At 70.6% G+C, this 14,956-nt stretch carries 7 protein-coding genes; 4 read left to right on the top strand and 3 right to left on the bottom strand.

Translation table 11 applies throughout. From position 1 onward, the window contains the following. Positions 1-61 precede the first annotated feature (61 nt). The gene (gene rplL, locus I4I82_RS10050) at positions 62-454 is read left to right on the top strand and encodes a 50S ribosomal protein L7/L12 (RefSeq protein WP_218588906.1); all 393 of its coding nucleotides are present in this window, start codon (positions 62-64) and stop codon (positions 452-454) included. Positions 455-535: 81 nt separating this feature from the next. Here the strand turns inward: rplL and I4I82_RS10045 are convergent, their stop codons facing one another. Next, positions 536-2,206 carry a long-chain-fatty-acid--CoA ligase gene (locus tag I4I82_RS10045; RefSeq protein ID WP_218588907.1) on the bottom strand — a complete coding sequence of 557 codons (1,671 nt, stop codon included), beginning with the start codon at positions 2,204-2,206 and terminating at the stop codon, positions 536-538. Further along, positions 2,203-3,171 carry a cyclase family protein gene (locus I4I82_RS10040; protein ID WP_218588908.1) on the bottom strand — a complete coding sequence of 323 codons (969 nt, stop codon included), beginning with the start codon at positions 3,169-3,171 and terminating at the stop codon, positions 2,203-2,205. Before I4I82_RS10040 ends, I4I82_RS10045 begins: the two co-directional genes overlap by 4 nt. 567 nt (positions 3,172-3,738) lie before the next feature. Here I4I82_RS10040 and rpoB point away from each other — a divergent pair. The 3 genes from rpoB to I4I82_RS10025 all read left to right on the top strand — a co-directional run bounded on the left by rpoB (position 3,739) and on the right by I4I82_RS10025 (position 12,425). Further along, a complete protein-coding gene (gene rpoB / locus I4I82_RS10035) occupies positions 3,739-7,269 on the top strand; it encodes a DNA-directed RNA polymerase subunit beta (RefSeq protein ID WP_372451320.1) in 3,531 nt (1,176 codons plus the stop codon). Between the two features lie 40 nt (positions 7,270-7,309). Next, on the top strand, positions 7,310-11,224 hold the full coding sequence (locus I4I82_RS10030) for a DNA-directed RNA polymerase subunit beta' (RefSeq protein ID WP_218588909.1): 3,915 nt from the start codon (positions 7,310-7,312) through the stop codon (positions 11,222-11,224). Positions 11,225-11,486: 262 nt separating this feature from the next. After that, positions 11,487-12,425, top strand: coding sequence for a hypothetical protein (locus I4I82_RS10025; RefSeq protein ID WP_226369973.1), 939 nt, complete (start codon positions 11,487-11,489; stop codon positions 12,423-12,425). 52 nt (positions 12,426-12,477) lie between these two features. On the opposite strand, the gene I4I82_RS34760 is transcribed toward I4I82_RS10025, so the two are convergent. Next, on the bottom strand, positions 12,478-14,805 hold the full coding sequence (locus tag I4I82_RS34760; RefSeq protein ID WP_218588910.1) for an alpha/beta hydrolase fold domain-containing protein: 2,328 nt from the start codon (positions 14,803-14,805) through the stop codon (positions 12,478-12,480). Positions 14,806-14,956 lie beyond the last annotated feature (151 nt).

Genomic DNA, 14,956 nt, shown 5'->3' with positions numbered 1-14,956 from the left:
CACCCCCCACGGTCTGTGCTCCACCCCGAGCTAGATCAACTTTTGAGAAGGGACCGCCACCATGGCGAAGCTGTCCACCGACGAGCTGCTCGACGCCTTCAAGGACCTGACGCTGCTCGAGCTGTCGGAGTTCGTGAAGAAGTTCGAGGAGACCTTCGACGTCACCGCGGCCGCCCCGGTCGCCATCGCCGCCGCCGGCCCCGCCGCCGGTGGTGCCGCGGCCCCCGCCGAGGAGGAGAAGGACGAGTTCAACGTCGTCCTCGACGCGGCCGGCGACAAGAAGATCCAGGTCATCAAGGTCGTCCGCGAGCTCGTCTCGGGCCTGGGCCTCAAGGAGGCCAAGGACCTCGTCGAGTCGGCCCCCAAGCCGATCCTCGAGGGTGTCGACAAGGCCGCGGCCGACGCCGCCAAGGCCAAGCTCGAGGACGCCGGCGCAAAGGTCAGCCTGAGCTGATCCCGCTCCACCCCGCGCGCCCGAACGGCCCTCCCGTCCTCCGACGGGAGGGCCGTTCGTCGTCGTGGGCCCTGCGGACCGTCAGCGGCCGCGCAGCTCCCGGCGCAGGAGCTTGCCGGTGACGGTCTTGGGGATCTCGTCGAGGAACTCGATCTGCCGCGGGTACTTGTAGGCGGCCATGCGCTGCTTGGTGAACGCGATGAGGTCCGCCTCGCTGACCTCCTTACCGGGGCGCAGGCTGACGAACGCCTTGACGCTCTCGCCCCGGTACTCGTCGGGCACCCCGACCACGGCCGCCTCGCGGACCGCCTCGTGCTCGTAGAGCACGTCCTCGACCTCGCGCGGCCAGACCTTGTAGCCGCCCGCGTTGATCTGGTCCTTCTTGCGGTCGACGATGTAGAACCAGCCGTCGGCGTCCATGTACCCGACGTCGCCGGTGTGCAGTGAGCCGCCGGGCAGCGCCTTCGCGGTCTCCTCGGGCTTGTTCCAGTACCCGATGACGACCTGCGGCCCGGTGGTCACCAGCTCGCCGATCTCGCCGACGGGCAGGTCCTCGCCCTTGTCGTCGACGATCTGGACGACGGTGTCGTAGACCGGGACGCCGACCGACAGCGCGCCCGAGGCCTCGTCGACCGGCCCCTCGGTGCCGAACGGGGTGCCGTGGCTCGGGGACGTGGTCTCGGTGAGGCCGTAGACGTTGTGGATGTAGTGCCCGAACGCGGACTTGAACGCCTTCACCGTGGACGGCGGGATGGGCGCCCCGCCCGACAGGATCTTGGTCAGCGACGTCAGCGCCTCCTTGTCCGCCGCGGGAGAGTTCATCAGGGCGATGAACACCGTGATGGACCCGACGGTGAAGGTGGCGCGCTCGTCGCGGACCGTCTCGATCGTGACGGCCGGGTCGAGGCGGTGCATGAGCACCAGGGGCGCCCCGATCAGCAGCGAGATCGCGATGTGGGCGATCAGGCCGGTGATGTGGAACAGCGGTGCGACGCCGAGCACGACGTCGTCGCTGGTCAGGCCGACCCACTCGCGGTAGGTCTGGGCGTTGAAGACGACGTTGCGGTGCGTCGTCATCGCGCCCTTGGGCGGGCCGGTGGTGCCGGAGGTGTAGGTCAGGAACGCGATGTCGTCCGGCCCGAGCGACACCTCCGGCGGCGCCTGGCCGGCGAACCGCTCCAGCAGCCCCGCCATGTCGACGGTGCCCTCGCACGCGATCCGCTCGACGCCGGAGAAGATCCGCGGGTCGTTGCGGGTCTGGTGCTCCAGCTCCGAGGTGGTGATCACCGTGCGGACCGCGGTGCCCGGCACCACCGACGCGGCGACGTCGCGGTGCAGGCTCTCCAGGCAGACCAGCACGGTCGCCCCGGAGTCGGTGAGCAGCTCGGTGAGCTCGCGCTCCTTGTTCATCGGGTTGATCGACACGGCGATGCCGCCGGCCTTCCAGGTGCCGATCTGGGCGATGACGAACTGCGGCACGTTCTGCAGGTAGACGGCCACGCGCTCGCCGGGGGAGAAGCCGGCGTCGGTGATGCCCGCGGCGAACGCGTCGGTGAGCGCGTCGAGCTCGCGCAGGGTGATCCGGCCGTCGAAGTAGCGGATGATGTCGCCGTCGGGGTCGCGCGCGACCGCGGCCCGGAACATGTCCAGGGCGCTGTCGAACTCGACGGTGATCGAGGGGGGCTGGCCGGGTGCGTAGCGGGCCAGCCACGGCTTGGAGCCGTAGATCGTGGAGTCGGCGGCGGCGGTCATCGGATGGCCACCGGGTTGACGGGGGCGCCGGTGCCGTTGACGACCTTCAGCGGCGCGGCGACGTAGAGGAAGCTCCAGCGGCCGTCGATCGCGCACGCGTCGGCGAGGTCGTCGAGCCAGGCGATCTCGGTGAGGGTGACTCCGAGGTTGCGCATCAGCGCGCAGTGCAGGGGGAGCGCGACGCCCGTCTCGGGCTCGTAGGTGACCTCGTTGGCGATGGTGTCGGTGACGAGGTTGGGGACCTCGCGGTCCTGGAACCACTGCACGAGCTCGCGCGAGTAGGTCAGGCCCGGCTCCTGGAAGCCGTCGTAGAACTTCGCGGGGTCGTTGAGCTCGTACCAGTACTTCATCCAGCCGGTGCGGACGCAGAGCACGTCGTGCGGCTCGATGGTGACGCCCTGGGCCTCCGCGGCCGCCTCGAGGTCGGTGTGGTCGAACGTCTCGCCCTTGTCGAGCCACTGCTTCCCGCGGTGGCGGGCCATGTCGATGAGCACGCCGCGCCCGACGACGCCCTTCTCGGCGATGGGGAGCACCGAGGCCTTCTGCATCGCGTCGATGGTGGTGCGGGCGTCGTAGCCGTTCCAGAGCTTGCCGTCGTACCAGACGTGGCCCAGCGCGTCGTACTGCGTGGAGCCCTGCAGGAAGATGTGCGCGGTGTCGTCGGCGTAGTGCAGGCCGCCGGGGAACGCGGGGGCGCCCTCGCCGTCCCAGGTGCCCTCGTCGAGCTCGTTCTTGCGCTTGATCCCCTCGCGGCCGGGCCAGAGCGGGTCACCGGGGCCGTCGGTGCGGCCCATCTGGATCTGCAGGGTGAACGTCTCGCCGGACTTCACGTGCTGGATGCCCCGGAGCACCTCGCCGGCGTCGAGGTAGTTCAGGGCGCCGAGCTCGTCGTCCGGTCCCCACTTGCCCCAGTTGGAGGGGGCGTCCGCACCCAGCAGATCGCGCATGTCGGGGGCCTCGGACATCGATGTCTCCTCGTTCGTCGACACAATCGTTGACGCTCGCGATCGTTGTGTCGGCGATCACGCGCTGTCAAGGCGGGGCCGTCGCCCGTCCTGACCTCGCGGTGATCACGGAGCGCGACCGGATCGGGGGCCGACGTCGGCCGTCGACACGACGGGATGAACCCTCGGGACGAACGGTCGCCATCTGCGCGGATGCTCGTTGAACCACCGTCCATCCCGCAGAACAGACCACTTACCGACGCGTAGAGTCTTGACTCGGTGCGCCTGTCAGGTCACTCTTAGGTCTCGATGGTTGCCTTGGTGACCCGTCTCGACAGCGGCTGCGTTTGCAGCTAGACTGCCTCTTTGCGCTGCCTCCGTCCAGCTTCGCGTGCGCATCGAGGACTCCAGCCGGGAGAACGAGCTCCGGTGGGAACCACCTCGACTGCTCGCGAAGGTGGTCGGCGGCCGTGCCCTGACAACAGACGGTGTGCCCCGGACCATCCCGCTCCTACCGGATCAACGAGACGGTAGCGCGAGGAACCCGGGGCCCGCCAGATGAAGAGCGCAGTTCCGGAAGGACGCATCTTGGCATCGCCGCACGCCACCAAGACCCCCGCGACCACCTCGGACCACATGGCCCTCCCCGGAGCCCCCACCCGGGTCTCCTTCGCGAAGATCCGCGAGCCCCTCCGGGTGCCCGATCTGCTCGACCTGCAGACGCAGTCGTTCGAGTGGCTCGTCGGCGACGAGGCGTGGTTCCAGCGGCGGATCGATGCCGGTGACGAGAACCCGGTGGGCGGTCTCGAGGAGATCCTCACCGAGATCTCGCCCATCGAGGACTTCTCCGGGTCGATGTCCCTGTCCTTCTCCGACCCCCGCTTCGACGAAGTGAAGGCGTCGGAGGAGGAGTGCAAGGACAAGGACATGACGTACGCGGCTCCGCTGTTCGTCACCGCGGAGTTCACGAACAACACCACCGGTGAGATCAAGAGCCAGACGGTCTTCATGGGCGACTTCCCCGTGATGACGTCGAAGGGCACCTTCATCATCAACGGCACCGAGCGTGTCGTGGTGTCCCAGCTCGTCCGGTCGCCGGGTGTCTACTTCGACCACAGCATCGACAAGACGACCGAGAAGGACGTCTACTCGGTCAAGGTCATCCCCAGCCGCGGTGCGTGGCTGGAGTTCGACGTCGACAAGCGCGACACCGTCGGCGTCCGCATCGACCGCAAGCGCCGTCAGCCCGTCACCGTGCTGCTCAAGGCCCTCGGCTGGGACGCCGAGCAGATCTCGAAGCGCTTCGGCTTCTCCGAGACGATGCTCGCCACCCTGGAGAAGGACCACACGGCCGGCCAGGACGAGGCGCTGCTCGACATCTACCGCAAGCTGCGCCCCGGCGAGCCCCCCACCCGCGAGAGCGCGCAGACGCTCCTGGAGAACCTGTTCTTCAAGGACAAGCGCTACGACCTCGCCAAGGTGGGCCGCTACAAGGTCAACAAGAAGCTGGGCCTGTCCACGCCCAACCCAGTCGGCACGCTGACCGAGGAGGACATCGCCACCACCATCGAGTACCTCGTCCGGCTGCACGCCGGCGACACCTCGATGATCTCCGACGCCGTCGAGGGCCAGGAGGGCTCGGGCGTCGAGATCCCGGTCGAGACCGACGACATCGACCACTTCGGCAACCGTCGCCTGCGCACCGTGGGCGAGCTGATCCAGAACCAGATCCGGGTCGGCCTCTCGCGCATGGAGCGCGTCGTCCGCGAGCGGATGACGACCCAGGACGTCGAGGCGATCACGCCGCAGACCCTGATCAACATCCGTCCCGTCGTGGCGGCGATCAAGGAGTTCTTCGGCACGTCGCAGCTGTCGCAGTTCATGGACCAGACCAACCCCCTCGCGGGCCTGACGCACAAGCGTCGCCTGTCCGCGCTGGGCCCGGGTGGTCTGTCCCGCGAGCGCGCCGGCTTCGAGGTGCGCGACGTGCACCCCAGCCACTACGGCCGCATGTGCCCGATCGAGACCCCGGAGGGCCCGAACATCGGCCTGATCGGGTCGCTGTCGAGCTTCGCGCAGGTCAACCCGTTCGGCTTCATCCAGTCGCCGTACCGCAAGGTCGAGAACGGCCGCGCGGGCGACCAGATCGACTACCTGACGGCCGACGAGGAGGACCGCTTCGTCATCGCGCAGGCCAACGAGCCGCTCGACGACGACGGCAACTTCGTCGGCAGCCGCGTGCTGGTGCGCCGCAAGGGCGGCGAGGTCGACTACATCTCCCCGGCCGGCGTCGACTACATCGACGTCTCCCCGCGGCAGATGGTGTCGGTCGCCACGGCGATGATCCCGTTCCTCGAGCACGACGACGCCAACCGCGCCCTGATGGGCGCCAACATGCAGCGACAGTCGGTGCCGCTGCTCCGCTCCGACTCGCCGCTGGTGGGCACGGGCATGGAGCTGCGCGCCGCGGTCGACGCGGGCGACGTGGTCGTGGCCGAGAAGGCCGGTGTCGTCGAGGAGCTGTGCGCCGACTTCATCACGGTGATGGCCGACGACGGCACGCGCCGCACGTACCGGCTGCACAAGTTCCGCCGCAGCAACCAGGGCACCTGCACCAACCAGAAGCCGATCGTGCTCGAGGGCGCGCGCGTCGAGGTCGGGCAGGTCCTGGCCGACGGGCCGTGCACCGAGAACGGCGAGATGGCCCTGGGCAAGAACCTGCTCGTGGCGATCATGCCGTGGGAGGGCCACAACTACGAGGACGCGATCATCCTCTCGCAGCGTCTGGTGCAGGACGACGTGCTCACGTCGATCCACATCGAGGAGCACGAGATCGACGCCCGCGACACCAAGCTGGGCGCCGAGGAGATCACCCGGGACATCCCGAACGTCTCCGAGGAGGTCCTGGCCGACCTCGACGAGCGCGGCATCATCCGGATCGGCGCCGAGGTCCAGCCCGGCGACATCCTGGTCGGCAAGGTCACGCCCAAGGGCGAGACCGAGCTGACCCCGGAGGAACGCCTGCTCCGCGCGATCTTCGGCGAGAAGGCGCGGGAGGTCCGCGACACCTCGCTCAAGGTGCCCCACGGCGAGACCGGCAAGGTCATCGGCATCCGGGTCTTCTCCCGCGACGACGAGGACGAGCTGGCGCCCGGCGTCAACGAGCTGGTCCGCGTCTACGTTGCCCAGAAGCGCAAGATCCAGGACGGCGACAAGCTCGCCGGCCGCCACGGCAACAAGGGCGTCATCGGCAAGATCCTCCCCGCCGAGGACATGCCCTTCCTGCCCGACGGCACCCCGATCGACATCATCCTCAACACGCACGGCGTGCCGCGACGGATGAACATCGGGCAGGTCCTGGAGACCCACCTCGGGTGGATCGCCAAGACCGGCTGGGACATCCACGAGGGTGAGAACGCCGACGGGCTCGACTGGGCCAAGCAGATCCCGGACAGCCTGCACTCGGCCCCGGCCGGCACGAAGACCGCCACCCCGGTCTTCGACGGCGCCAAGGAGCACGAGATCACCGGTCTGCTCGGGTGCACGCTGCCCAACCGCGACGGTGAGCGGATGGTCAAGTCCGACGGCAAGGCCGTGCTGATGGACGGCCGGTCCGGGGAGCCCTTCCCGTTCCCGGTGGCCGTCGGCTACATGTACATCCTCAAGCTGCTGCACCTGGTGGACGACAAGATCCACGCCCGTTCCACCGGTCCGTACTCAATGATCACGCAGCAGCCCCTCGGTGGTAAGGCCCAGTTCGGTGGCCAGCGCTTCGGTGAGATGGAGTGCTGGGCGATGCAGGCCTACGGGGCGGCGTACACGCTCCAGGAGCTGCTGACGATCAAGTCGGACGACGTCGCGGGCCGCGTGAAGGTCTACGAGGCGATCGTCAAGGGCGAGAACATCCCCGAGCCGGGAATCCCCGAGTCGTTCAAGGTGCTGCTCAAGGAGCTCCAGTCGCTCTGCCTGAACGTCGAGGTGCTCTCCAGCGACGGCCAGGCGATCGAGATGCGCGACACCGACGACGAGGACCTCGAGCGGGCCGCGGCGAACCTGGGCATCAACCTGTCCAGCCGCCCCGGATCCGAGTCGATGACCGTCGACGACGTCGTCAACTGACCGCCCGAGCCAGATACACAAGAAGGAACTGAGGCGAATAGTGCTCGACGTCAACTTCTTCGACGAACTGCGCATCGGCCTGGCCACGGCCGAGGACATCCGTCAGTGGTCGCACGGTGAGGTCAAGAAGCCCGAGACGATCAACTACCGCACCCTCAAGCCGGAGAAGGACGGGCTCTTCTGCGAGAAGATCTTCGGCCCGACCCGCGACTGGGAGTGCTACTGCGGCAAGTACAAGCGCGTCCGGTTCAAGGGCATCATCTGCGAGCGCTGCGGCGTGGAGGTCACGCGCGCCAAGGTGCGTCGTGAGCGGATGGGGCACATCGAGCTGGCCGCCCCGGTCACGCACATCTGGTACTTCAAGGGTGTGCCGAGCCGCCTGGGCTACCTGCTCGACCTGGCGCCCAAGGACCTCGAGAAGATCATCTACTTCGCGGCCTACGTGATCACGTCGGTCAACAAGGAGCTCCGCCACAACGACCTGTCCACGCTCGAGACCGAGATGAGCGTGGAGCGCAAGCGGGTCGAGAACCGGCGCGACACCGATCTCGAGGAGCGGGCCCAGAAGCTCGAGGCCGACCTGGCCGAGCTCGAGGCCGAGGGCGCGAAGGGCGACGTCCGCCGCAAGGTCAAGGACGGTGGCGAGCGCGAGATGCGCCAGCTCCGCGACCGCGCCCAGCGCGAGCTGGACCGGCTCGACGAGATCTGGACCGCGTTCACCAAGCTCGACGTGCAGCAGCTCATCGCCGACGAGTCGATCTACCGGGAGCTCTACGACCGGTACGGCGACTACTTCACCGGCGCCATGGGCGCCGAGGCGATCCAGACGCTGCTGCAGAACTTCGACATCCCGGCCGAGGCCGAGAACCTGCGGGAGACCATCCGCAGCGGCAAGGGGCAGAAGAAGCTCCGCGCCCTCAAGCGCCTCAAGGTCGTCGCGGCGTTCCAGACCACCGGCAACTCGCCGATGGGCATGGTGCTCGACTGCGTCCCGGTCATCCCGCCGGACCTGCGCCCGATGGTGCAGCTCGACGGTGGCCGCTTCGCCACGAGCGACCTGAACGACCTGTACCGCCGGGTCATCAACCGAAACAACCGCCTCAAGCGACTGATCGACCTCGGCGCGCCCGAGATCATCGTCAACAACGAGAAGCGGATGCTGCAGGAGGCCGTCGACGCGCTGTTCGACAACGGCCGCCGCGGCCGGCCGGTGACGGGCCCGGGCAACCGGCCGCTCAAGTCGCTGTCCGACCTGCTCAAGGGCAAGCAGGGCCGGTTCCGCCAGAACCTGCTCGGCAAGCGCGTCGACTACTCGGGCCGTTCGGTCATCGTCGTCGGCCCGCAGCTCAAGCTGCACCAGTGCGGTCTGCCCAAGCAGATGGCGCTGGAGCTGTTCAAGCCGTTCGTCATGAAGCGGCTGGTCGACCTCAACCACGCGCAGAACATCAAGTCCGCGAAGCGCATGGTCGAGCGCGGCCGCTCGCAGGTGTGGGACGTGCTCGAGGAGGTCATCTCCGAGCACCCGGTGCTGCTCAACCGCGCACCTACCCTGCACCGCCTCGGCATCCAGGCCTTCGAGCCGCAGCTGGTGGAGGGCAAGGCCATCCAGCTGCACCCGCTGGTCTGCGAGGCGTTCAACGCCGACTTCGACGGTGACCAGATGGCGGTCCACCTGCCGCTGTCGGCCGAGGCGCAGTCCGAGGCCCGCGTGCTGATGCTGTCGTCGAACAACATCCTGTCGCCGGCGTCCGGGCGTCCGCTCGCCATGCCGCGACTCGACATGGTCACGGGCATCTACCACCTGAGCCGGCTGCGCGAGGGCGCACACGGCGAGGGCGGGATCTACTCCTCGGTCGCCGAGGCGATCATGGCGTACGACCGCAAGGTGCTCCACCTGCAGGCGCCGATGAAGATCCGCCTGCACGGGGTCACCCCGCCGGCCGCGATCGCGGAGTCCATCGGCTGGTCCGAGGGCGACCCGTGGCTGGCCGACACGACCCTGGGCCGGGTGCTGTTCAACGAGCTCCTGCCGGCGGACTACCCGTACGTCAACGAGATCCTGCCGAAGAAGCGCCAGGCCATGATCGTCAACGACCTGGCCGAGCGGTACTCGATGACCGAGGTCGCGCAGTGCCTCGACCGGCTCAAGGACGCGGGCTTCTACTGGGCCACGCGCTCCGGGGTCACGATGGCCGTCTCCGACGTCGTCGTGCCGCCGAACAAGCAGGAGATCCTGGACGGCTACGAGGTCAAGGCCGAGCAGGTCAACAAGCGCTACCTGCGCGGGGCCCTGTCCCACCAGGAGCGCAACGACGAGATGGTCAAGATCTGGACCCAGGCGTCCGAAGAGGTCGCCCGGGCCATGGAGGCCAACTTCCCGGAGGACAACCCGATCCCGACGATCGTCAAGTCGGGCGCGGCGGGCAACATGACCCAGGTCCGGCAGCTCGCCGGTATGCGTGGTCTGGTGGCCAACCCCAAGGGCGAGTACATCCCCCGGCCGATCAAGTCCAACTTCCGTGAGGGCCTGTCGGTCCTGGAGTACTTCATCTCCACGCACGGCACCCGCAAGGGCCTGGCGGACACCGCGCTGCGCACCGCCGACTCGGGCTACCTGACCCGTCGTCTGGTGGACGTGTCGCAAGACGTCATCGTCCGCGAGGTCGACTGCGGCACGGAGCGGGGCGTCACGATGGCCGTCACGGAGGAGACCTCCGACGGCCGCCTGATCCCGCACCGCTACCTGCGCACAGCCGTCTACGCCCGCACCTCGGGCGAGGACGTCACCAGTGCCGACGGTGCGGTCGTGGTCCGCCGGGGCGACGACCTCGGTGACCCGGCGCTCGAGGTGCTGGTCGCGGCCGGCATCCGGACGATCAAGGTGCGCAGCCCGCTCACCTGCACGTCCGCCACCGGCATCTGCGCCATGTGCTACGGCCGCTCGATGGCCACCGGCAAGCTGGTGGACGTCGGCGAGGCCGTCGGCATCGTCGCGGCGCAGTCGATCGGTGAGCCCGGCACCCAGCTGACGATGCGCACGTTCCACACCGGTGGTGTGGCGGGCGACGACATCACGACGGGTCTGCCGCGCGTCCAGGAGCTGTTCGAGGCCCGCGTCCCCAAGGGCAAGGCCCCGATCGCCGACGTCGACGGTCGCATCGCGATCGAGGACGGCGAGCGCTTCTGGAAGATCACCCTCACCCCGGACGACGGCGGCGAGGAGATCGTCTACGAGAAGCTGTCGAAGCGGCAGTGGCTCGCGATGACCACGGTCGACGGCCAGGAGCGTCCGCTGGCCGACGGCGACCACGTGCACGTGGGCCAGCTGCTCCTCGAGGGCACGGCCGACCCGCACGAGGTGCTGCGCGTCATGGGTCCGCGCGAGGTGCAGCTGCACCTCGTGCGTGAGGTGCAGAAGGTGTACCGCACGCAGAGCGTGGACATCCACGACAAGCACATCGAGGTGATCATCCGGCAGATGCTGCGCCGGGTCACGATCATCGACTCGGGGTCCACGGAGTTCCTGCCCGGCGCACTCGCCGAGCGGGCCGACTTCGAGACCCAGAACCGGCGCGTCGTGGCCGAGGGCAACGAGCCCGCGTCCGGCCGCCCGGTCCTGATGGGGATCACGAAGGCCTCGCTGGCCACGGAGTCGTGGCTGTCCGCGGCCTCGTTCCAGGAGACCACCCGGATCCTCACCGATGCCGCGATCAACGGGAAGCGCGACAAGCTCGTCGGGCTCAAGGAGAACGTGATCATCGGCAAGCTGATCCCGGCCGGTACGGGCATCGCCCGCTACCGCGACATCCAGGTCCAGCCCACGGAGGAGGCCCGCGCGGCCGCCTACGCACTGCCGAGCTACGACGACGGCTACTACAGCCCCGACGTGTTCGGCACGGGCACGGGTGCCGCCGTGCCGCTGGACGACTACGACTTCGGCCGCGACTACCGCTAGGTAGCCGCGACGTCCCCGCCCGGTCGCGGGCGGGGACGCACCGAGGGGTCCCGGACGGGGCCGGACACCGCTCTCCCGTGGCGGTGGCCGGCCCCGTCCGCCGTTCCGGCCCATCCCATCTCCGTGCGAACGGCACTCTCACCCAACCTGCTCGGGTGAGGGTGCCGTTCGCGCGTGGCGGGGTTGTCCACATCGGGCCCCGCGCGTCCACAGCTCCGCAGCTCGCGCCGCCGCGGGTCGCCGGAGGCCGCACGATCTGTGGGTGCCCCGCCTCGACGAGATCCCCCAGCTGTGCGGCACGGCGGTCGTGCGCGCCGCCGACCTGGTGGCGCTCGGCGTCCCCCGCAGCACCATCAGCCACCGCTGCCGCGCGGGCGGGCCGTGGCAGCTGCTGCTGCCGGGCATCCTGCTGCTGCACAACGGTCCGGTCACCCGGGCCGACCGCAGGCAGGCGGCGCTGCTCCACGGCGGTCCCGGAGCCGTGCTCACCGGTGCCGACGCGCTCGAGCTGCACGGGATGGAGCGCATGCCGCGCCCGTCGGGTCCGGTGCACCTGCTCGTGGCCGCCGACGTGCGGCGCGCCGGGTCCGGGCGGGTGCTCGCCGAGCGCACCGACCGGCTCCCCGTCCCCGCACCCGGACGCTGGGCGCTCGCGCACGAGGCCCGCGCGGTCCTCGACTTCGCCCGCCGCTGCCGCGTCCGCGCCGAGGTGCGGGCGGCCGTCGCCGAGGTCGTGCAACGCGGGCGGTGCACGCCGGCGGAGCTGAACACGGAGCTCGCGGCGGGCAGCGGACGGGGGAGCGCGCTGCCCCGGGAGGTCCTGCGCGAGGTCGGCGACGGCGTGCGCTCCGCGGCCGAGGCGCAGGCCCGGGCGGTGCTGCGGCGGTCGGGCCTGCCCGCCCCGATCTGGAACGCCGAGCTCCACGACCGTGTGGGCCGGCTCGTCGCCGTGCCCGACGCCTGGTTCGACGACGTGGGCATGGCCTGGGAGATCGATTCGCTGGAGTGGCACCTCGGCCCGGCCGACTACGCCCGCACCCTGGACCGCCGCGCGGCGATGATGGCCGAGGGCGTGGTCGTCGTCCACCACCTGCCGAGCGCGCTGAGGGACCCGGTCGCGGTGCTGCGCGACCTCACGGCGAACCACGCGCACGCGTCGCGGCGCCCGAGGCCGCCGCTGCTGGCGCTACCCCCCAGGTGAACGGCACTCCCGCCCGACCACATTGGGCGGTAGTGCCGTTCGCGCGGAGGTGCTAGAGGGTCTCGTACTCCGTCACGTCGAACTGCGCCGTCCGCCGCCGGTACTCGCGCATCAACCCCGGCCAGTTGTTGACGATCCGCCCGCTGGCCGTGCGGTACCAGCTCTGGCAGCCGGTCCAGACGCTGCGGCCCAGGCGGTCCTGCACCTCGGTGTCGAACCGCGACTCGACGTCGGGGCGCACCGAGAGCGGGCCCGCGCCGCCTGCCACCGCCGCGACGGCCTGGCGCACGTACGCGATCTGGCTCTCCAGCATGTGCACGATCGACCCCGAGCCGACGTTGGTGTTGGGGCCGTAGAGCAGGAACAGGTTGGGGAAGCCGGGCACGGTGATGCCCAGGTGCGCGCGGGCACCGGCGCGCCAGCGGTCCGACAGCTCGGCGCCGCCGGGGCCGAAGACCTTCATCGGCGTGAGGAAGTCGGTGGTGGCGAACCCGGTGCCGAGGACGATCACGTCGGCGGGGTGTTCGGTGCCGTCCTCCGCGAGCACGGACCCGGCCGTCACGCCCGCCACCCCCGCCGTCACGACGTCGACGTGCGGCTGCGCGACCGCCGGGTACCAGTCCGAGGAGATGAGCACCCGCTTGCAGCCCACGGGGTAGTCGGGACGCAGCTTCTCCCGCAGTGCGGCGTCGCGCACCTGGCTGCGCACCAGGCCCTCGAACGCCCAGCGGAACGGCACCGTCAGCGACCGGACCGCGGTGAACCCGAGCGCGCCGGTCTCGAAGAACCCGAACCAGAACGCCCGGGCCGCGCTCCGCCAGGCCGGGACCGCGCGGAAGAACGCGTGGTGGGTGGTGGAGTAGGCACGGTCGGGCTTGGGGATGAGGTAGGGCGCGGAGCGCTGGAAGACCGTCAGCGACGCCACCCGGTCGACGATCGCGGGCACGAACTGGATGGCGCTGGCCCCGGTGCCGACGACGGCCACGCGTCTGCCGGTGAGGTCGACGTCGTGGTCCCACTCCGCGGAGTGGAAGACCGGGCCCGTGAACGCGTCGAGGCCGGGGATGCGCGGCGCGGCCGGGCGCGAGAGCTGCCCGCACGCCGGCACCAGCACGTCGGCCTCGAGCGTCTCGCCGTCGGACAGGTCCAGGCGCCAGGCGCCGCGGGCGTCGTCCCAGTGGGCCTCGGTGACCTCGGTGCGCAGCCGCGGCGCCAGCCCGTGCTCGGCCGCGACGCGCTCGAGGTAGCGCAGGATGTCGGGCTGCGGGGCGAACCGGCGGGTCCACTCGCGGCCGGGGGCGAAGGAGAAGGAGTAGAGGTGCGACGGGACGTCGCACGCCGCGCCCGGGTAGGTGTTGGCCCGCCACACGCCTCCGACGCCGTCGGCCCGGTCGAGGATCGTCACCTCGGCGCCGGTGCCCCGCAGGGCCGCACCCATGCCGATCCCGCCGAACCCGGCCCCGACGACGGCGACGCGCACCGGGGCGCCGCCGCCGCAGTCGCGGCGCACGGCCTCGCCGAGCTCCGCGACGGCGGCGTCGGCCTCGGCGAGCAGGCCCGCGAACACCGGGTAGGCGTGCCAGAGCCCGGCCGCGCGGGTGTAGGTGACGGGCACGCCGGCCGCCCGCGCCCGCTCGACGAGGGCGTCGGCGTCGCCGACCAGCACCTCGTCGGCCCCGGCGACGACGTGCAGCGGCGGGAAGCCGGTGAGGTCGGCGGCCAGCGGCTCGAGCTCGGGGGCCGTTGCGCCCGCCCGGTAGTCCGCGGCGGCCGGCGCCAGGGTCCCTGCGTCGAGCATGGCGTCGCGGCGGGAGTTGGCCGTGACCCAGGGAGAGCGCAGGTCGAGGTCGAGCCACGGCGAGACCAGCCCGAGCGAGCCGGGCAGCTCCTCGCCGGCCGCGCGCAGCCGCAGCGCGAGCGCCATGACGAGTCCGCCGCCCGCGGAATCACCGAGCACGGCGATGCGCTGTGGTTGGTGCCCCGCTGCGCGCAGCGCCCGCCACGCGGCCACGACGTCGTCGACGGCCGCCGGGAACGGGTGCTCGGGCGCGAGCCGGTAGGCCGGCACGTGCACCGGGGCGCCGCACGCCCGGCTCAGGTGCGCGGTGAGCGCGCGGTGCGAGGTGGGGGAACCCGTCTTGTAGCCGCCGCCGTGCAGGTACAGCACCTGCTGCGGGCCGTCGGCGCCGCGCGCGACGACGCGCTCGGCCGGTACGCCGCCGAGGTCGACGGCGGTGCGCCGGGTGCCGAGGGGGAGCGGGAGCACGTAGCCGGTGGCGTCGAGCAGGCGCCTGCTGACCGGCAGCGGCAGCAGGGGGGAGAGCAGCGGGGCGACGACGCCCCGGGTGAGCAGCCGGACGGCGGCACGGGGAAGGGCCATGCGCGACGGTATCCAGCCCCGGACCACGCCGGGAACGGCTCTCCGGGGCCAGGACGTGCACGGACGGGCCACACCGGTCGTCACGGCCCGTGGCCGCCCGTCTGCGGCGAGCGGGTGCCGAGCGGCGGCGAGCGGGCGAGTCCTCTTGCGG

The sequence above is a fragment of the Pseudonocardia oceani genome (assembly GCF_019263585.2).
GTDB classification, from domain to species: Bacteria; Actinomycetota; Actinomycetes; order Mycobacteriales; family Pseudonocardiaceae; genus Pseudonocardia; species Pseudonocardia oceani.
Note: the sequence above shows the minus strand (reverse complement) of the source record. Positions and strands in the feature narration are given on the sequence as shown.

Excerpts from the sequence above, each read along its gene's own strand:
- rplL (WP_218588906.1), top strand. The coding sequence starts at position 62 with ATGGCGAAGCTGTCCACCGACGAGCTGCTCGACGCCTTCAAGGACCTG.
- I4I82_RS10045 (WP_218588907.1), bottom strand. The coding sequence starts at position 2,206 with ATGACCGCCGCCGCCGACTCCACGATCTACGGCTCCAAGCCGTGGCTG.
- I4I82_RS10040 (WP_218588908.1), bottom strand. The coding sequence starts at position 3,171 with ATGTCCGAGGCCCCCGACATGCGCGATCTGCTGGGTGCGGACGCCCCC.
- I4I82_RS34760 (WP_218588910.1), bottom strand. The coding sequence starts at position 14,805 with ATGGCCCTTCCCCGTGCCGCCGTCCGGCTGCTCACCCGGGGCGTCGTC.